The 20,149-nt window shown below is 31.4% G+C and carries 18 protein-coding genes; 5 read left to right on the top strand and 13 right to left on the bottom strand.

Going from position 1 to position 20,149, the window contains the following annotated elements; genetic code table 11:
* Positions 1 to 312: 312 nt before the first annotated feature.
* From B8T70_RS12350 to B8T70_RS12325, 6 genes are all read right to left on the bottom strand, one after another.
* Positions 313 to 1,332, bottom strand: coding sequence for a TQO small subunit DoxD (locus B8T70_RS12350; RefSeq protein WP_086895038.1), 1,020 nt, complete (start codon positions 1,330 to 1,332; stop codon positions 313 to 315).
* A gap of 55 nt (positions 1,333 to 1,387) precedes the next feature.
* Positions 1,388 to 1,768, bottom strand: a complete 381-nt coding sequence (locus B8T70_RS12345) for a hypothetical protein (RefSeq protein WP_039115747.1) — start codon at positions 1,766 to 1,768, stop codon at positions 1,388 to 1,390.
* A gap of 102 nt (positions 1,769 to 1,870) precedes the next feature.
* Positions 1,871 to 2,281: a hypothetical protein gene (locus B8T70_RS12340; RefSeq protein ID WP_039119459.1), complete on the bottom strand. Its 411-nt coding sequence runs from the start codon at positions 2,279 to 2,281 to the stop codon at positions 1,871 to 1,873.
* A 23-nt stretch (positions 2,282 to 2,304) separates the two neighbouring features.
* On the bottom strand, positions 2,305 to 2,850 hold the full coding sequence (locus tag B8T70_RS12335) for a DUF2199 domain-containing protein (RefSeq protein ID WP_165763207.1): 546 nt from the start codon (positions 2,848 to 2,850) through the stop codon (positions 2,305 to 2,307).
* Positions 2,851 to 2,883: 33 nt separating this feature from the next.
* Complete coding sequence (locus B8T70_RS12330) at positions 2,884 to 3,381, bottom strand: hypothetical protein (RefSeq protein WP_039115743.1); 498 nt, start codon at positions 3,379 to 3,381, stop codon at positions 2,884 to 2,886.
* Positions 3,371 to 3,811 carry a hypothetical protein gene (locus tag B8T70_RS12325; protein ID WP_086895036.1) on the bottom strand — a complete coding sequence of 147 codons (441 nt, stop codon included), beginning with the start codon at positions 3,809 to 3,811 and terminating at the stop codon, positions 3,371 to 3,373. The genes B8T70_RS12330 and B8T70_RS12325 overlap by 11 nt, the downstream gene beginning before the upstream one ends.
* A 266-nt stretch (positions 3,812 to 4,077) precedes the next feature.
* Between B8T70_RS12325 and B8T70_RS12320 the strand changes: the two genes are divergently transcribed.
* A complete protein-coding gene (locus B8T70_RS12320) occupies positions 4,078 to 4,836 on the top strand; it encodes a phosphatase PAP2 family protein (protein ID WP_039115740.1) in 759 nt (252 codons plus the stop codon).
* Positions 4,837 to 5,211: 375 nt separating this feature from the next.
* On the opposite strand, the gene B8T70_RS12315 is transcribed toward B8T70_RS12320, so the two are convergent.
* The 7 genes from B8T70_RS12315 to B8T70_RS12285 form a co-directional block, all read right to left on the bottom strand.
* Positions 5,212 to 6,042 (bottom strand): helix-turn-helix transcriptional regulator, encoded by an 831-nt coding sequence (locus B8T70_RS12315; protein ID WP_086895035.1) that lies wholly within the window; start codon positions 6,040 to 6,042, stop codon positions 5,212 to 5,214.
* A 145-nt stretch (positions 6,043 to 6,187) separates the two neighbouring features.
* Positions 6,188 to 7,069, bottom strand: coding sequence for a diacylglycerol kinase family protein (locus tag B8T70_RS12310; protein ID WP_086895034.1), 882 nt, complete (start codon positions 7,067 to 7,069; stop codon positions 6,188 to 6,190).
* 97 nt (positions 7,070 to 7,166) lie between these two features.
* Positions 7,167 to 9,581, bottom strand: a complete 2,415-nt coding sequence (locus tag B8T70_RS12305; protein WP_086895033.1) for a TonB-dependent receptor domain-containing protein — start codon at positions 9,579 to 9,581, stop codon at positions 7,167 to 7,169.
* A 177-nt stretch (positions 9,582 to 9,758) separates the two neighbouring features.
* Positions 9,759 to 10,193: a PepSY-like domain-containing protein gene (locus B8T70_RS12300; protein WP_052259542.1), complete on the bottom strand. Its 435-nt coding sequence runs from the start codon at positions 10,191 to 10,193 to the stop codon at positions 9,759 to 9,761.
* Positions 10,194 to 10,264: 71 nt separating this feature from the next.
* Positions 10,265 to 11,527, bottom strand: coding sequence for a HAMP domain-containing sensor histidine kinase (locus B8T70_RS12295; protein ID WP_086895032.1), 1,263 nt, complete (start codon positions 11,525 to 11,527; stop codon positions 10,265 to 10,267).
* Positions 11,520 to 12,197, bottom strand: coding sequence for a response regulator transcription factor (locus tag B8T70_RS12290; RefSeq protein WP_039115732.1), 678 nt, complete (start codon positions 12,195 to 12,197; stop codon positions 11,520 to 11,522). Before B8T70_RS12290 ends, B8T70_RS12295 begins: the two co-directional genes overlap by 8 nt.
* Positions 12,198 to 12,284: 87 nt before the next feature.
* On the bottom strand, positions 12,285 to 12,839 hold the full coding sequence (locus B8T70_RS12285; protein WP_123912107.1) for a hypothetical protein: 555 nt from the start codon (positions 12,837 to 12,839) through the stop codon (positions 12,285 to 12,287).
* A gap of 416 nt (positions 12,840 to 13,255) precedes the next feature.
* Between B8T70_RS12285 and B8T70_RS12280 the strand changes: the two genes are divergently transcribed.
* The 4 genes from B8T70_RS12280 to B8T70_RS12265 all read left to right on the top strand — a co-directional run bounded on the left by B8T70_RS12280 (position 13,256) and on the right by B8T70_RS12265 (position 20,139).
* Positions 13,256 to 13,873: an outer membrane beta-barrel protein gene (locus tag B8T70_RS12280; protein WP_039115730.1), complete on the top strand. Its 618-nt coding sequence runs from the start codon at positions 13,256 to 13,258 to the stop codon at positions 13,871 to 13,873.
* A gap of 393 nt (positions 13,874 to 14,266) precedes the next feature.
* On the top strand, positions 14,267 to 15,913 hold the full coding sequence (locus tag B8T70_RS12275; protein WP_086895030.1) for a DUF6377 domain-containing protein: 1,647 nt from the start codon (positions 14,267 to 14,269) through the stop codon (positions 15,911 to 15,913).
* Positions 15,914 to 16,123: 210 nt separating this feature from the next.
* Positions 16,124 to 18,340 (top strand): glycoside hydrolase family 3 C-terminal domain-containing protein, encoded by a 2,217-nt coding sequence (locus tag B8T70_RS12270; protein ID WP_086895029.1) that lies wholly within the window; start codon positions 16,124 to 16,126, stop codon positions 18,338 to 18,340.
* A 341-nt stretch (positions 18,341 to 18,681) separates the two neighbouring features.
* Positions 18,682 to 20,139 (top strand): DUF1254 domain-containing protein, encoded by a 1,458-nt coding sequence (locus B8T70_RS12265; protein ID WP_086895028.1) that lies wholly within the window; start codon positions 18,682 to 18,684, stop codon positions 20,137 to 20,139.
* The last annotated feature ends 10 nt before the right edge of the window (positions 20,140 to 20,149 follow it).

Raw genomic sequence — 20,149 nt, 5'->3', positions numbered from 1 at the left:
AATTTTATTTAACACATAGAAACATAGATTTTATGTATGAAAAAGAACTCAAAAAAGAAATACATTTCTCTCACATATTTATCTATGTGTATTTTAAATGAGTGAAACGCCTTTTTTTAGAGGAGAAAAACTATGTTTCTATGTGTTAAAATTAATTATACTCAAAAGGTTTATAATAGTTGTTTCTGAAATTGATGCCTATATTTCTAAATTAAAAAAAGCTTGGCGAAATAGAAGTAAGGCATTTTCTATTGAACGAAAATACAAATAAAAATATGCTTCTATCTCGCCAAACTTAAAATTATTTATAGATTATTTTGCGACTTTACTCGTCCATTCTGTTCCGCTAATATCAGTAAGAGTTAAAGTGTAATTAGTGCCTTTTAGTAATTGGTAATTCTTTAAATCAATATTCAGAATTGCTTTTGCGCCAAGCGGAATTATTAAACTGTGTTTGCCTGGTTTTACTTTTGTAACATATATATTGGCTATATCTTTTTTAGAGAATTTAGCTAAATCTTCCCCTTTTAAATCAAAGATTATTTCTCCTTGTTCATTCTTTAACTGAATCCCAATTAAGAACGAACCATAAACATCAACACCTTCTGTACGGTATATCTGGAATTGTAAGGCTTCATTTTTTATAGTTGCATGGCTAATTTCTACTTTTGGTTTTACCGATTTGTTATGTAGTTTTCCAAATACGCCACCATGAAAATATTGGTTGGTATACAAAGTAAGCGAGAATATAAGCAAGGAAATAACAAGAACTACTGGTTTAAGATTAGCAATAGGAAGACTACCTGAACCAAGCCATGAAAACCATTTTGTTTTGGTAAATGCGTAGTTTTTGTTCATGAAATAATTGTCTAGGGAATAAGAACCACTTCCGCTTAAAAATAGCGTAAAACCACAAGCAATTCCTAATACTCCGATTTGCCATTCGTCTAGACAAGTGGTACCAATCCAACCAGAACCTAACAAAATTCCCATGGCTAAACTAAAGACTCCTATACTCATTAATCGGGTAAAGAAGCCTAGCATTATCAATAATCCTACAATGGCTTCGATAATGGTAAAACTAACCATAGACCACCAAAGTGCTTCGGGATTTGTAACTAAGTATTCGATTATAGGTTTTATTCCTAAAGCATTGGGAAGGAAATGATTGAATTTTTCGCCAATATATCCTGCTTCATCCTGAATTAATTTGTTTTCGAGAACAAGCCTTCGCCAGAAAGCCGAAAAGTATGTCCAGCCAATAACAAGCCTAATAGAAAGCGTAAAAAGACCAGCCAAGTTGTATGACTGATTCGAATGAATATTTTTCATAAGTGTATATTTTAATTTAAAAAAACGATTGTATATAAAATGCGACTGTTCTGGATTATGCCAAATCGGATTTTAATCGTTTATATAAAATATACAAAGGGGGAGTGTTTACAGCGGCTACATTTACATAAATATCTTTTTTATGTAATGCTGTTGCTAATATGATTTGATTTCGAGAAACAGAAACGGGTAAAACAGGAATTTGTTTGTGGAGTTTCTCAACGCTATTTTCTGACTGATTAACGTTTGATTCTTCTACTTCGCAATAAGAAACTGCTGTTTGGGTAGTTTGGTTCTTATTAAGCGTTTGGAAGTACTCTATATCAAAAGCAGCAAATAAAGAACTTTTTACCGAACATGGAGTAAGCGCAAACACCACAGCAAGTAGTATCACGACAAGTCGCATGTTTTTAGGATAGGTTCTTTTGTTTTTCATATTTTTCAAAGATATGCTTTTGTTTTGCTTTAGCGTGGGGAGTATGGAAAAATTTAGATGTTAATGACAAACTACTGGGTTGCATTGAAAAAAGAATCTATTTTATAATTGCATTTCATGAAAAAGTAAATATCCTTTTTTAAAATCTATAAAATAGATTGATGTTAGGTTGTTAGGAGATGAAAAAGCGATCAAACCTATTTTTGGTTTAAACCAAGAAGGAGCATCATCTGGTAAATAAATTTCGGAGGTGTGAACTTTTAAATTATTTATTTTGATGAATTCATCTAGCCATTCGGGAGATGCATATAGTTCCAGATACATTTCATATTCTCGTGTAAAATGTGCAGATTGCCAATATTGTCCGTTAGTAATTTTTATATCCTTTTCGGGTTCACGAAAAGACCATAATTCATATACTTCATTTGGGTCATCGGAATTCTTCTCTGTACAAGAAGTAAACAGAAATGAGAATAGAATAATTGCGATATAAAATGCATGACTTATTTTCATGGGGCTAGTTTAGATATCGTTGTTTATTTATGCGATGCTCTCAATATATTTTCAACCATTTCTTTTGCTTTTTCAAATGTTATTCCGTTTTCTTGGTCGATGGTTAGCGGATGATTTTCTTCGATACATTTAATCTCAGGAATAAATCCAAGTTCTTGCTCTATAGCAATTGTTTTTAAACTTAATGTTTCTCCGTAATTAGGTACCATGGTTTGTAGCCAACCAAAATAAGGCTCTTGTTTGATTCGGTTTTCGTCTTCCCACAAATTTATTCTGATTTCAAAATTCTCAGGACTTATAGATGTCCAAATATCAAAAGCAAAATCTTCATGATGATCAATAATCGGAATTGTTAATCTGCCACGATGAAAAAAGTATTTATCATCGATAACGCATAAACTTTCTTCGAGTTGAATTCTTTCTTCTCTTTCTTCTGGTGGAACAGAGAAATAATATTCAGGATAATCGGAACCAAAACAAAGCGGAAGGTCGTTATAAATTACATCACAACAATCACATTTATAAGCTGTTTTATTTGTTTCGGGGTTTAAAAAGGGTATTAGTTTCAATTTGTATGCTATTAGGTTTTATTATTAGGAATACTAGCGTTTTTCAATTGATAAAGGTTTTGGCTTTGTTTGATAATAACTAAAAATCTCTTTTATTTCATTTTTAGTTAAAATTTTACAATCAACTTTGGCTATAGCTTCTTGCTCATCCATCATTGAACGCATTAAAATTAGTTGAAAAACTTCTGTTTTTTTATTTAGTGTAATTTCATTTCCTTCTTTTGAAATAAATTTTTCATAAGCGCTCAGCATTTCTAACCAAATATTAATTTCGTTATCTGGATTTCTATCCCGTTTAAAATTTGTTATGGTTTCTTCTAAACTTATAGGCAACACATCAGCAAGGGAAGATTGTATCTTTGTTATTTTTTCAATCTGTTCTTCAGTTAATTCATTATGAACTATTGGGCCTAGTTGTATTTTACTAGGATCAATTTCCTGGACTTCATTTTCTTTTTTGGGTTTACAAGAATAAAATATACTTGCAATTATTATTAGTGTTAATGCTAGAAGAATAAGTTTAGAATTCATATCGGATTTTGCTATTTATATTTGTATTTAGTTTTATAACAGTCTGAATACTTTTAATCAATCCAATTGCAGCTTTTCCTGTCTCCATCTGAAAATTTTGTTCTTCACCGTCGATAGTTGTAATTCGGAATATTGATAATTCAGACTTATTTATTTGTCCTTTAAAATCTCCAAAGAATACTTTATCTACTTCATCAAAATTAACTGCGTGCAAAATTTCTCCCTCTTTTTCTAAAATACGACGAGTTGTAATAATTGTTTTTGCTTTTGAGGTTTCAATTTCAAAAATAGGCAATTCATTATCCTCAAATAAAAAAGTATCATTTTTTAAATCAGTTGAAACCTTAGAATAAAGCCATTCCTCTGGATTCATTACAGATCGATTTATTGCTGTTATTGTAAGTTGTCTTATGGAGCTATCTTCTTTCATTTAAATTGATTTCATGCAATAGTCGTCTTATGATTTAGGACTTAGCGAAGGTATTAATTAAAAAGATAGAAGGTTTATTCAAAATGCAGAATTTATTCAAAATTGGATATGAAATTTGTAGTATAATACAACATCGATATTACTTAATATTTAGCATTTAGCATTAAATTTATAAAACCAAAAACATTTTAAATAGTTGTTATGAAGAAAAATTACGCTTGTTCGTTTATTCACTTCTGTATTATTAATTTATAATCTTTAAAAAAATGCTAAAAATCATTCTATTTTCATTGTTGAGTGTTATAACTCTTAAAGCTCAAAATACTGTAAAAGATACCGTAACTGTGAAAAATGATACGGTTCAGAATTTGAAATTCAATTACAAACAACTGATTATTCCGGGTGTTTTAATTGGTTATGGGATTATTGGTCTTGAAAGTGATCAGTTAAAAGGTTTCAACTCTCAAATTCATGATGAAGTAAAAGAGGATATTGATACCAGAATAACAGTTGATGACTTTTCGCAATATGCTCCGGCAGTTTCTGTTTATGCTTTGAATGGGTTAGGGGTTCAAGGAAAGAATAATTTAAAAGACAGGACTATAATCTTAGGGACATCTTATGTTATTATGACAGCGACTGTATTAGCTTTAAAATCTATTACCAAGATTGAAAGACCAGACGGGAGTTCGAATAACTCATTTCCTTCGGGACATACTGCAACTGCTTTTGCGGGAGCTGAATTTTTATATCAGGAATATAAGGATAAATCGATATGGTATGGTATTGCGGGTTATGCTGTTGCAACTGGAACAGGAATATTTAGAATGGTAAACGATAGACACTGGCTTACAGATGTTGCAGCAGGAGCAGGAATAGGTATCTTGAGTACAAAAATAGCGTACTGGGTAAGTCCTTATGTAACTAAGAAAATTTTTGGTGAAAGAGAAAAAGGAGTTACTTCGGTGATTACTCCTTTTTATAATGGCAAACAAATAGGGTTTGGGTTTGCTATGGGGTTTTAGAACATATAGATTTGTTTAAAACCATGTAAGTAATTTAAGGAAATATAAGCTTTGTAAAAACTTTATTTAAATGGACTTAGATATCTTATATGATTAGCTTTTTGCTCTAATTTTAGGAGTTTATTGCTTCTCTTAAAAAATTAATGCAAAAATAGCGCGGCTCTATTTTTGCATTTTTCTCAATCTACTGGTTTTCTGGTCTATTATGAGGTTAAATTTGTTTCCGTTTTTTTCTAAATCAGATTTAAGATCATCCTAAATAAGATTGTAATTAATGTTACAAGCATACTGATTGTGATTATGAAATATGGGAATTATCTAACAAAAATATCTAGTTGTATTCTTCTAAAATTGTAAAAATGTAACCCTAAGTAATTATATATACAACCAATTAATATTTCCGTCTTCATGAGCCGTTATTCTGTTGAAAAATGACTTAGGCGTAAAGCCTGTTATTGATTTAAAATCTTTGATAAGATGCGATTGATCAAAAAAATCAAGTTGATAAGTAATATCCGAAAAATTATTCTTTGTACGCATATTCATTTGTTGGTGCATTGCCTGGCGAAACCTAATGATTTTACGTAGTTCAGATGGGGTTTTGCCAATATGTATTTCAAAATGTTTGCATAATGTTTTACGACTTATTTTATATTTATCTGCAAGATCTTTAATCGTATAATTCCCTTCGGTATTTTGCATATCTTTAAGGATTGATCCTAAAAAAGGGTGACTAAATCCTTTGAATTTACTGATAAAATACTGCTCTAATTTTTTTATTTTATCTTCTGCCAGAACAGTATTCATAATATCCGTCATCGAGGCGCTAAAATCACTAAATGGATTAAAGTACGAGAAGGATTTTCCGTTATAAAAGTTGAGGTTTTTTTCTAAGAATGCATTTATTCCTAAAGGTTTAAAACTAATAGTGATTTCATGAATATAACCCGGAATACTAATTTCGATAGGTTTGGTATAACCACATATAAGCGTGGCTAGCAACGGATTATTGGTGTTTTTGCCAACAGTTAGTTTATTCTTCTCAAATATAAACTCTGGAAATTGATTAATAGAAACAATAGAGTTTACGTAAGGGAATGTATAATAGCGAACGTTTTCTGTATCTGGAGCTTTTTTTAGGATATAAAAATAATCGATATAGTTTTGCAATAACTTACTTTGAGGAATGAAAAGTTTCAGATCCATAATTGCAATGAAATAATAGTTGTTAATAAATCGATTTAGCTTTCAAATATAATCAAAAAACCTATGTTATATAAAGCATAAAAAATAAAAGCCTCATTTTATTGAGGCTTATAGTAAGAATAGTAAAAAAATGCTATAATTTTCTCTAGTCGGTAATAACGGTAAGTCCATTTTTAATGATAGATACCTTTATGCTATTGGTTTTAAGATTATAAGATTCTCCATCTATTTGCGCATCTAGAGATGTTGCTGTTGGAACTTCTATCGTTAAATCTTGTATTAATGTATGTTGGGCTTTTTTAAATTTTTCGACAGTATTACGTAATACATGGTAACCAAGTGTCATTTTTTCAAGAAATGATAGTTTAGGTACTACTATCATATCGAGCCAGCCGTCGTTAAGACTTGCCTTTGGCGTTAAGCTCATATTATACCCCATTTCGTTAGAGTTTGATATGAATAATAAAAACGGATTTGCAATTATCTCTTTATTATCAAAAGATAGTTTTGTTTCTTGAGTTTTAAATTCAAGACTAGAGGATAATGCTGCTTTTACATAAGCTATAAGTGTACGTTTGCCTGAGTTTTCATATTTTTTTATAATCATTGCATCGATTCCGATTCCTGTATTACTAAAAAAATACTGATTGTTTATTTTACCAACATCTATAGTCGAAACGGTTCCTTTACGGATGATTTCGATTGCTTTTTCAAATTTTCTTGGAATATTTAGATTGGATGCCAAACCATTTCCTGAACCCACAGGGATAATTCCTAATTTTATAGAAGTACCAATAAGGCAAGAAGCAACTTCATTTATAGTACCATCACCACCACAAGCTACGATATAGTCTGGATTATTAGCTACAGCGGCTTTCGTTAATTCGATAGCATGTTTTTTGTGGTTTGTATAATCAATTTCGATTTTAAATTCAGAACTAGGGAAAGAATCTCTTAAAAAATCTCCTGTAATATTGTGTTTACCATTGCCCGAAATTGGGTTAACTATAAAGTGAATATATGTCATTATTTATTTTAATTTTTTGTAAAAAATATAGTGCGCAATCTAGTGTTTTTATGAATAAAATGGCTTAAAGTTTCTAATCAAATTCTGAATTATAATTTTAAAATTTATAACTGTAACCAAATCGTACAACTTGTGTTTCATAGTAATCACGACTGTTATAGCTAAAGCCATCGCCTTGAATCTTTTTCTTGATTACAAGGGTATTTAAAATATCTGTTGCATTAAGAAAAATTTCGCCTTTTCCTTTCTGAACAGTTTTTTTAACTCCTAAATCTATCGAGAAACGAGAATTTATTTTTCCTTGCGGAATTATATCAGGGGCCAAATATACGGCAGATAATTGACCACTGGTAGATTTATTTAACTGAAAAGTATTGTTCCACTTTATATTTCCAGAAAAAATCTGTTGTCTTTTCCCAAAATAGGTTGTTGGTACAGGATATAAATTGGTAACAGTAAATGCTTCTATATCATTTTGATATCCGTTTCCGTTTAAATTAAAAGAATACCAAGAGTTAATTTCTTTAGCGTATACTACTTCTATACCTGTAGATGAGCTTCTGTTTGCATTCTGGAAAACATTATAAATAAGATTACTATCTGGCGCTGTGGTTGCTATGCGGCTTATAGTACCGTTTACAAACCGATGGTAAAGCGATGCAAATAAATAACCTTTATTAATGTTCGTTTTGTAACCAAGTTCAAATGCGCTAGTAAACTGTGGCTTTAAGGCAGGATTCCCGACTTTTATAATTTCGGCATCATCATATTTAGGAAAAATTCTAATATCTACTTCACTTGGTCTATCGACTCTACGATTATAAAAAGCCGTTATTTTATTCTTGTCATTTATTTTATAACCAAATCGAAGGCTAGGGAAGGGCTGTGTATAATCGTAACCATCACTTTTGTATGTAGGATGGTTGGGATTTACGTCATATTGTAACTTAACATATTCGACACGTAAACCAGCTTCGGCTTCGATTTTATTATTTTCGAATATATAGTTTCCGTACAATGCCGGGATAATTTCTTTGTAGGTTGCCCAGCCACCAGCATTTGGATCCAAAGGAGAATTTATACCAGGGAAAAATTGCATATTGGTAGGGATTTCTCTGTTTCGGAATTTTAATCCAGTTTCAAAACGACCGTATTTTAAAGGCTGAATATAATCGACATTTATATCGATTACTTTTTCGTCAGAAAGTAGTTTAAAGGAATCTTTTCCTGTAAAGGGGGGCATAATATTATCAAAGAAATACTTCTCGTCTTCTCTGTGATAGGTGTAATTAATTCCTGCGTTTAATTTATGACCTGCTTCTTTAAATTTATGTTGGTAAGATGCCGAAACCATTACTGTTGTTTTTAGTTCATCTTCTAGAAATTGCCATAATCGTAAACGTTGCGAATAGTCTTGATTAAAAAAGGGTTCATCGCCATTATCAATAATCTTTTCGCTCCCAAACATACCCGAGAATGCAAATGTATTTTGCTCATTATAATTCCAATCCAGCCCTGTTTTAATAGTTGTAAAATGGGTATCGCGATTTCTCTTTGTTTGCTGGTTTATAACAGTGCCATCATCATAAGTTCGGGTAACAAACTCATTTTTATTGAGTGTTTCGGTATATAAATAATCGGCTTGTAAGTAGGCGTTAATTTTGTTTTTGCGATAATTTAGCGAAAGCGAAGGATTAATTTTTGGTGTAACCTGGTATTGCGGTCGTATGGTTGGCAAATTAGCTTTACGTTCCCATAAAGAACCATATCCAGATGCAATACCTATTTTTCCGTTAAAACCTTCTTGTTTGTTCTTTTTGTAGATAATATTAATAATTCCCGCATTACCATTGGCATCAAATTTAGCCGAAGGATTATTTATAATCTCTATTTTTTCTATTGCCGATGCAGGAATATTGTCCAATCCCGATTGATTACCAAAACCAGTCAATGCAGTTTGCTTCCCATCGATAAGAACCATTACTTTATCATTGCCTCTCAATTGTACTTTTCCGTCTTGTACAGTAACGCCGGGAAGACTTTGCATAGATTGTAAAACCGAACCACCACTTTGGGTAATATTATCGGCTACAGAGAAAACTTTTTTATCCATTTTAGCCGATACTTCATCGGTTTTAGATGCTTTTACAACCACTTCATTTAATGTGTTTATATCCTCCTCAAGTTCTATATTGGATAAATGCAGAAATTCTGATAATGTACCTACATATAAGGATTGATTTTTGGTTTTATATCCTAAGAAACTAATTTCTAAGATATAATTCCCGGAGTTAATATTCGATAACGTAAAACGACCTTCTTCGTTACTAACTGTTCCTGCAATAAATGACTGATTGTTGGATGATTTTAAAACAATATTTACATAAGGAATTGAAGTCTTTAAAGTCTTATCCTTTATTATTCCAGATATGGTAACCGTTTTGGTTTGTGCTGTTACTTTTGTAGCTATAAATAGAGCCAGAGCAAGCAACAAAATTATTTTTGCTTTCATTTTATATGGTATTCAATGATTTGTTTTGCCAAAAAAATAGGCAAATAGATTCCTTTGCTAGTTATAGATGATTACTCTATATAGCATTTGTAAATTCTGTTTTTAAAAATGTGTTTCAGTTAAAAATGTATCAGGACTAGGGAGAGTCTGATACGTTCTCTAGACGAAAGTTGTAGGTTATTCGTCGATTTCTTTTACGAAATTTCCTTTATGGTCAAATCGTATATCTTTTTTATAGATTTCTACATCATAAAAAACTTTGCCGTTTGCGTCTGTAACTTTAGAGACTTCTTTAACTTTTTTGCGACGGTAATTAACTTTAACGTATGGCAAAACACTATTAGGCAAATCATCTTTCGTTATTTTTATTTCGGTTTCGATGAGGTTTCCAGAAGGATCTAATAAAGCAAATTGTTCTTGTTTTTCATAAATAAATGAGGCTTCGTAATTATCCTTTTCTTTTTCCCATTTTATATTTGTTGCATCTGGAAATTTTATTAAAACAGTCGATTTTACAATTCCAGGAACATCTTTTGGGTCTAAATCCTGAGCCTGTGCCATTGCAAAAGCCGAAGTTAGTATTGCAAAAAGTGTTAGTATTGAGGTTTTCATATTTTTTTATTTTTTGATTGATGAATATCTACTTCAAAATTACTCTTGGAATCTGTAGGAAGTTTGAATTTTTAGAATTTAACGGTAAAACGATGCAAATTATTTTCGAATGCGTAGTCTATTTTCCAATGACTTATTTCAGTTATTTTCTTTATAATCGCCATTCCTAATCCGTTGCCTTGTGATGAAGGATTTGATTTAGAAAAACGATTGAATAATTTATCGACAACCAATGGTGTTTCCTGACCAGTATTTAAAAACGTAATAGAATCGCCAGTAATTATAATGCTAATTTTTCCATTTTTAATATTGTGTCTAATAGCATTAAGAAACAAATTATTAATAAGTACTTCTGTTAGCGATGGATTTCCTTCTATTTTTAGTTTTTCGGTATATTCGATAACAATGTTGAGGTTTTTAGCCTTTGCCTGTTCTGTAAAGAAATCGAGATGCTTTTTTAAATACTCATTTATAACAATAGGTTGCTTGTCGAGATAATTTTCGTTTTCAATTTTAGATAATAACAAAAGATTTTTATTAAGTCTATTAAGCCTGGAAACATCTTTGTTTAGAGAACTTAAAACCTCCGATTGTTCTTGGGTTATATCAAGCTGAAAAAGGGTATCAATTTTTGTCTGAAAAAGTGCCAATGGGGTTTGTAACTCATGTGCAGCATTCTCGACAAATTCTCTCTGATTGTTATAAATATCAGTATTTTTTTCGATAAGACGATTAAGACTTTTATTAAGACGGTCAAATTCTTCTACATCAGTATCCATAAAACGAGGGGTCTTATTTTTGTCTATTTCAAATCCCTGAATTTGGTCTAGCGTATCGTAAAATGGTTTCCAAAGTTTTCTGGACGAAATTTTGGTAATGATTAATATCCCTAAAAGTAAAATGATAATTACAACGAGAAATAACATAGCAATACTTGTTACCAAATCTTCAGTCTCTATCAGGTTAATTCTTCCTATGTAAGTGTATGGTTGTCCATTTATTATAATTGGAGCATTAAGTTCTCTGTAAGGTTCATTTTCATTTTCTAGTTCATCAAAATAAACTTTATTAAAAATGGTGTCTTTAACAGCAATATGAGATGGAATAATTTGAACGTTTCGATTGTATTTATTCCATAAAGCGATGTCTTTGTTATCAAATTTTGATAACTCATTTTTTAAGAATTCATCCTTATGCAAAGTGAGCGTTTCATCGGTTTCTTCCAGATATAATCGCTCGGTAATGTAGTAAAAAACAGGAACTGATATTAACAGTATAAAAACTGAGAATATCAAAAAACTGGTCGTTGTTTTATTTAAAAGTTTCTTATTCATTATCCCATTTATATCCTAAACCATAGACCGTTTTTATATAATCGCCACTTCCTGCATTGTTTAGTTTCTTTTTTAAGTTTTTTATATGCGCGTAAACAAAATCATGATTGTCGAGCATATCCGCCATATCTCCCGAAAGATGTTCGGCTATAGCACCTTTGGATAGCACCTTGGTTTCATTACCAATTAAAAATAGTAATAAGTCTATTTCTTTTTTTGTGATATCTAGTCTGGTATTGTTTACTGTGACAGTTTTAGAAAGAATATCAATGACAATTTCATTAAAGATAACATTATTATTTCCTTTAAAGTTTTTACGTCTAATAAGCGCTTGAATTCGCACTAGTAATTCAGATAAATGAAATGGTTTAGTCAAATAATCATCGGCACCAAGGTTAAAACCTTCAATTCGGGTATCCAGTGTTTCTTTGGCAGAAATAATAATTACTCCTTCGGTTTTATTTCTTTTTTTTAATTCTTTTAAGATATCAAAACCATCTCCATCAGGAAGCATCAAGTCTAATAATACACAATCGTAATCATAAGCATTGATTTTATCAAGAGCATCTTTGTATGTTCCAGATGTCTCACAATGAATACCATTGGGCTTAAAATAGCTTTTTATACTTGCAGCTATTTCTAATTCGTCTTCTATTATCAAAATTTTCATACTGCAATTTACTAATTCAATTTTGAATGAAATCTGAATTTATAAATTTGCTTGGTTTTTAATAAAGAAAATATGTTTCGTTTTTTATTAATATTCCTTAACATCGGCTATTAAAAATGATTTACCAGATGGAATCACTTTTATATCTCTTTTATAACTTGTTTTTAAAGTAAGATCTTTAATTATGGTTTCAAAAACAAAGCCTTTGTCTTTTATTACATATAATAATTTGCAGCTAGATACTTTTATTTTTCCATAATCTTGTGTTGGAACAAGAAAACCATTCATGCCAACGTATTTGGTATCAAATTTATTTTTCCATTTTTTCTTAAAAGACTCTTCCGTAAGTCCATTATCATACTCAATATTTATGGCATCACTTTTATATTGAGCATAGGTTTTGGTTGTCATATCACTCATTTCATAAGTGTCTTTATTAAAATTGGTTTCAATAGTTTTAATCAGCCATTTTTTCGCATTTTCTTGATTCTGATTTTCTAATTTTTGTTTATTAGCCCTATTATTTATTGTAGCATTAGATGGAGATATTAATCCTTTATTAGATTGTGCATTTCCATTTAAAGTTATCGTCATGGCTGATAGTAATAGGAATGTAAATCTTAGCGTACTAATCTTGTGCATTGTTTTTTTGTTTTTAGATATTTTATAATGTTTTTATTAAAACTGGCTTTGTTCTATTCTTTGCTTTAAGTGATTTCTTGTAAATCATATAAAAAAATATTTTTCCTTTTCTTCCGTAAATATTGACTTGACGCGCCTGATTTTTGGTCAAAAAAACCGAAGTTATAAATTAATAAGACTTTTTGGGATAAATTAAAGAATTAAATTTTTATTTTTTTAGATAGAAAATACTAACTATTTAAAACGCAAATTTTTAGTTTTTTTGGAGATTTTAGGCAAATTATGTTCCATTTTAGAAAATGAAACATACTTATTTGAGAAAAATAGGCTGATTAAAAAAGTAAGATTAATTTTAGGATTATAATTATTTTATTGCCCCAAACGGAATTACATTTTAATAATCAAAATCAAAAATTATGAAACATTTCAGTCTATTATTTGTTGTTTTTTTAGTGTCGATGGGAGTGAAAGCCCAAGACGCAAATTCTTTTTCTCTTAACCTATACGGAGGATATACTTTTTCTGATAAAGTATCGTATTATAATTCCTCTGGAGAAGTAGGTGATGGATTTGAATATGGTGCTGGTTTTGAGTATTTTATTACAAAGAACGCTTCTGTCGAATTAAAATATTTAAGACAGCAGGTTGATTTACCTATATACATATTAGGAAATCAAATTAATGCTGGTGATGATAAATCAACTTTTAATTTTATTCTTGGTGAAGGAACTTATTATTTTGATACCGGTTCATCTAATGTTTCCCCTTATTTAGGAGGAGGTCTTGGAGTTGCAATTGTCCAAATACCACGTAATGGTAGTGATACTAATTTTGCATGGGATGTTAAAGCTGGTGTAAAACTAAGAACAAGTTCATTACTATCAATAAACCTAAATGCCTATTTGCAATCTGTTAGCACTGCGGTAGGAAATAGCTATTATTGGACATATTATTATGGCCCGGTAGCTGTAACCGATTATGTAGCTTCATATCAGTTTGGTTTAGGAGCCGTATTTAGCTTTAATTTTAAATAAGAACTGAATCTTTTACAAGATAAATAAAAGCATCCATGATTGGGTGCTTTTTTCATTTAGAACGATTTACCATTAAGGAATTTAACCGCAGAGTTCGCAAAGATTTACGCAAAGAGCGCAAAGTTTTGTTTTGAGAAATTTAGGCAAAGCTTGAAATCTTTTTAATCTGTGGCAAAATTTTAACCGCAGAGAGCGCAAAGGATTACGCAAAGTTCGCAAAGCATTATCACGATTGTTTTATGTGCAAACTGAGCAACCTTTGAGCCTTTGTTACTTAAAACCTTAGAACCTTAGAATCTTAGTACCTTAGAATAGAACCTTCAAAAATATATATTTCTTTAATTGCACTTTACTATCTTTGGCTATCATAATTATTTATATCTAAAAACGGTTTTGAAAAATACTCTTTTGTTTCTTTTTCTTGTTATTGTATGCTTTCCTGCTTATGCTGAAAACAGAGCCGATTCGGTATTTGTAAAACTGAATTTAGCATTAAAGAACAAGCAGAAATATGTTGAGTTAAAGGAAGAGCGTATTGCTAATTTCAAAAAGATAAAATCGACTGATTTAACCGATTATCAGGAGTATAATTACAACAAGAGTTTATATAAGGAATACCAAAAATTTGATTCAGATTCGGCTATTTTTTATGTAAAAAAGAATCTGAAGATTGCCAATGAACTTCATAAAAAAGATTTAGAAGAAACGGCTCAATTGCAATTAGCAAATCTATATTCTTCATCGGGGAGATACCGCGAGTCCGAAGAAATTTTAAAAGGCATAAACAAAAAGCAATTATCCCCCCAATTACTTCCAGATTACTATGAAGGATATCGTGAGTTTTTCTCGCATTATTCGACCAATAGTTATAATCCGATGTATGTAGAACAGGTTATAAAGTATCGTGATTCATTATTGGCAATACTAAATCCGCAATCGCTGAAATACAAGATCAATCTAGCCGAAAAGAATATTTCTGAAGGAAAAATTGATAGTACAGAGAAAGATTTGATAAAATTATTGAAAGAAACAAATGATGACAATCCGCAATATGCTATGATTGCTTATCTTTTGGGAAGCATCAATAAAAAGAAAGAGAATCTGGAATTAAAGAAAATATATTACGCAATCTCTGCTACTGCAGATTTAAAAAACTCTATAAAAGACAATGCTTCTATCCAGGAATTGGCATTGGTTTATTATGAATTAGGTGATGTAGATACGGCTTATAAATTAACAAGATCGGCTATCGAAGATGCTATTTTTTGTAATGTACAATTCCGTACGCTACAAATGTCCGAAGTATATTCGATTATCAATACTGCCTATTTAGAGAAAGAAGCCAAAAGCAAAAGCCAATTGCAGTTGTACCTTTTATTTATAAGCATACTTTCTGTTTTTCTTGTTGTAGCTGTAATTTATGTTTACAAGCAGATGAAAAGAGTTTCGAGAATAAAAGAAGAACTTTCGAAAACAAGCGAAGAACTGGTAAAGCTAAACGCTGATATTAGTAACACAAATAATCAGTTGCAAGAAAGAAACGCTCAATTATCAGAATCTAATCATATTAAAGAAGAGTACATCGCGCATTTTTTTAGTCTTTGTTCTACTTACATCAATAAACTAGAAAATTACCGTATTACCCTAAACAAGAAGGCTACCGCCAAACAGTTTGATGAGTTATATAAAATTTTAAAATCAACCACCTTGGTCGATAATGAACTCGAAGAGTTGTACAAGAACTTTGACACCATCTTTTTAAATCTATATCCTACTTTTGTAAAAGACTTTAATTCTTTGCTTATAAAAGAAGAACAAATTGTACTTAAGCAGGGCGAACTATTAAATACCGAACTACGAATTTTTGCATTAATACGTCTTGGTATTAGTGATAGTGTAAAAATCGCAGCTTTTCTTCGTTACTCATTAAGCACCATTTACAATTATCGTACAAGGGCGAGAAATAAGGCTGCAGTTTCTCGTAATGATTTTGAAGAAATGGTTATGAAAATTGGCTTAATTGTGGCTAAAACGCAATAATTTATTTTAAATCTACTACTTTTTTTGTGCTATAAAATTAATTAACTATTTGTTGGTTAGTTGTTTATGTTTTTAATTCACTACTTTTCTATAATAAGACTTCTTATGTAAACTATAACGTTTTAGTTTTACAATATTAATTATAGGAATCTTAGTTTAAGATTAGCTAGAATTTAAGTTTAGTCTTTATATTAAAATAAATAAGTAGTTATGTTTAGAAACATTAAAGCAGTTGTTGTTTTGCTTTTATTGGGTTCATTCGGAATGAATGCACAAAATAAAGTGCCAGTTTATCTAGATGATAAAAAGCCAATTCAGGAACGTGTAGAGGATGCACTTGCAAGAATGACATTAGAAGAAAAAATAGCAATGGTTCATGCGCAATCAAAATTTAGTTCGCCTGGAGTACCACGTTTAGGAATTCCTGATTTCTGGATGACCGATGGTCCTCATGGTATTCGCCCAGAAGTTTTATGGGATGAATGGGATCAGGCAGGATGGACAAATGATTCTTGTATTGCATTTCCTGCGCTTACAGCTCTTGCTGCAACCTGGAACAAAGAAATGTCTGCATTATACGGAAAATCTATAGGTGAGGAAGCTCGTTACCGTAATAAAAATGTTTTATTAGGGCCTGGAGTAAATATTTACAGATCACCACTTAACGGGCGTAATTTTGAATACATGGGCGAAGATCCGTTTTTGGCTTCAAAAATGGTTGTGCCTTACATTAAAGGTGTTCAGGCAAACGGAGTTGCAGCTTGTGTAAAACATTTTGCATTAAATAATCAGGAAACAAATCGTCATACAGTAAATGTAAATGTAGATGATCGTGCTTTGTACGAAATCTATTTACCAGCATTTAAAGCAGCAGTTCAAGAAGGAGATGCCTGGACAATTATGGGGTCTTACAATAAATACAAAGGACAACCTAACTGCCACAATGAGTTTTTGTTAAACGATATTCTTAGAGGAGAATGGGGTTTTAAAGGAGCTGTTGTTGCCGATTGGGGAGGCGTTAGTAATACTGAACAAGCAATTACAAATGGTCTGGATATGGAATTCGGAACATGGACAAATGGTTTATCTGCAGGAACAAGCAATGCATATGATAACTATTATTTGGCAAAACCATACCTGAATTTAATAAAATCAGGAAAAGTAGGAACGAAAGAATTAGATCAAAAAATACGCAACATACTTCGATTGGCATTCCTTACAACAATGGACAGAAACAAACCTTATGGTTCGTTTGGAACTGAAGAGCATGGTCTTGCAGGTCGTAAAATTGCCGAAGAAGGAATTGTTTTATTGCAAAACAAAAATAATATATTGCCAATTAATCTTAACAAAACTAAGAAAATTGCAGTTATTGGAGAAAATGCAATCAAGATGATGACAGTAGGAGGTGGTAGTTCATCTTTGAAAGCAAAATATGAAATCTCTCCACTTGATGGTTTAAAGAAAAGAATCGGATCTCACGCTGAAATTACCTATGCTCGTGGATATGTAGGTGATGCAGAAAGTAGTTATAATGGAGTTGCATCTGGGCAAGATTTATCAGAAAAACGTTCGGCAGAACAATTATTAGCAGAAGCTATAGATGTTGCTAAAAAGGCCGACATTGTATTGTTTATTGGTGGATTAAACAAAAGTAATCATCAAGATGCTGAAGGTGTAGATCGTTTGTCATTAGACCTTCCGTACAATCAGGATAAAATTGTAACTGAATTGCTTAAAGCAAATAAAAACCTTGTATTTGTAAATATTTCTGGAAATGCAGTAGCAATGCCGTGGGTAAACGAAGTACCAGGAATTGTACAAGGATGGTTTTTAGGATCTGAAACTGGTAATGCTTTGGCATCAGTTTTAGTTGGAGATACTAATCCATCAGGAAAATTACCATTTACTTTCCCAGTAAAATTAGAAGATAATGGAGCACACGCTTTAGGAGAATTTCCTGGAGGTCCAGAGGTGACTTATAACGAAAGTATATTTGTAGGATACCGTTGGGCAGATAAGCAAAAAGTTAAACCATTGTTCAGCTTCGGACACGGATTAAGCTACACTACTTTTCAATACGGAAATGTTACCGCTAGCGCGAAAGAAATAACGGCTGCAGATAAAATTACATTTACTGTAAAAGTGAAAAATACAGGAACCAAAGACGGTTCAGAAACAGTTCAGTTATACATAAGTGATTTAAAATCTTCTTTACCACGTCCTATCAAAGAATTAAAAGGTTTTGAAAAAGTAAGCTTAAAAGCTGGAGAAGAAAAAACAGTTTCAATTACAGTAGATAAAGCTGCTTTAAGCTTTTTCGACCCTGTTAAGCATGACTGGGTTGCAGAACCTGGTGATTTTGAGGCATTAATTGGAGCTTCTTCTACAGACATTAAAACGAAAGTGAAATTTAAATTAAAATAGTTCACTAAAGATGCTTTTGGAGCTTAATAATTAGGGCTTCAATGGTTGGTTAGTTAGTTTGCATGATCCCGATTACTTTTTGTAATCGGGATTTTTTTGTGCCTAAAATGAAGTAAGTCTGTTGCATATTGTAAAATGCAACAGAATTCGCAGGTTTAAATAGGATAGGTTAAAAAGTAAAATTAATTTTAAGGTTTGAGAGTTTAATTATAAAACGTAACTTGTAAGAAATTTTTTAATTTAATTAAGTTGGTCACATAATTTTTTTAATAATTGATGTTTCGAGAATATTTATTAATTACAAAGTATATAATTTTGCTTTGTATTAAATTCCAAAACTTATGAAAAACTTTACTATTACACTTTTTATAATTTGCTTATTTATAGCATGCAAAAAAGAGGAAAAAAAAGAGGATAAGGCAAAAGAAACAGTTGCTGTTGCCGATGATAATACCATTATGCAAGCAGCTGAAGCAGCCTATTTATACGGTTTACCATTAGTAATAATGGATATTACCCGAAGACAATTAACTAATACTGAGGTGCCAAATAATGTAGTAGCACCCATGAACCAGTTTAGTCATAAATCGGCGTTTCCTGATGCAACCCTTAAAAATGGTTTATATCCTAATGCCGACACCTATTATTCATCGGCTTGGCTAGATTTGGGCAAAGGACCTGTGGTACTTTCTGTTCCAGATACATATGGTAGATATTACCAACTTTCTATGGAGGATGCTTATACAAATGTATTCTCTTCTGTGGGCAAAAGAACAACAGGAACAACTGCGGCAAATTTTTTAATAACAGGACCAAAATCTAATGAGCCTGTTCCTATAGGAATGGAAGAGATTAAATCACCAACCAATATAGTTCGTATTATTAGCAGAATCCAGATGAATAGTTATGTCGATGGACTAAAGGTTTACAAACTACAACGCTTATACAAACTTATACCTTTAAGCAGTTGGGGAGCAGATTATATTGCACCAATAGGAAAAATCGATTCATCGGTACCAAAAGGTACGCCAACAGAAATTGTTTCGAAAATACCTATCGGAGAGTTTTTTAATTATGTAAACCAGTTAATGGCAAATAATCCGCCAAAAGAGGCAGATGCCGAAACAATAAAATTGCTTGCAACGATAGGAATTAAACCAGGGACAAAATTCAATTTAAGTTCCTTTAATAGTTCCGTACAAGCTGCTTTAAGAGGACTTCCTGAGAAAATATTAGGGGAGTTAGATAAAGACATTAAATCGCCACCAAAGCTCGAAAATGGATGGAGTCCAATAGATACAAAAATAGGAGTTTTTGGAACCGATTATAAACGCAGAGCTGAGGTTGCATACTCAGGATTAGAGATTAATCTTCCGCAAGATTTAATTTACTCATTTTGTATAAATGACGAAGATGGCGAAAAACTTAATGGTGCTAATAAATATACAATTCACTTTAATAAAGAACAGGTTCCATTGGCAAATGCTTTCTGGTCATTAACAGCCTATGACTCTAAAGGATTATTCGCGGCAGGCAATCCTATGAATCGTTTTACGATAGGTAATCGTGATAAGTTAATTAGAAACGCAGATGGTTCAATAGATATCTATTTTCAGAGATCATATCCTGGGAAAATTAGAGAAAGTAATTGGTTGCCAGTATCATCAGGAGATTTTAATATCGTATTGCGAGTATATTCTCCAAATGAACAAATGCTAAAAGGCAAATGGGAAATACCAGCAATTAAAAAAATAGTTCCAATTGTACCAGCAACAGATGTAGTAGCAACAGTCGAATAATTAGTTTTAG

Source organism: Flavobacterium sp. AJR (genome assembly GCF_002156885.1).
Taxonomy (GTDB): domain Bacteria; phylum Bacteroidota; class Bacteroidia; order Flavobacteriales; family Flavobacteriaceae; genus Flavobacterium.
The sequence above is the reverse complement of the archived record's forward strand: the minus strand, read 5'-3'. Positions and strand labels throughout refer to the sequence as shown.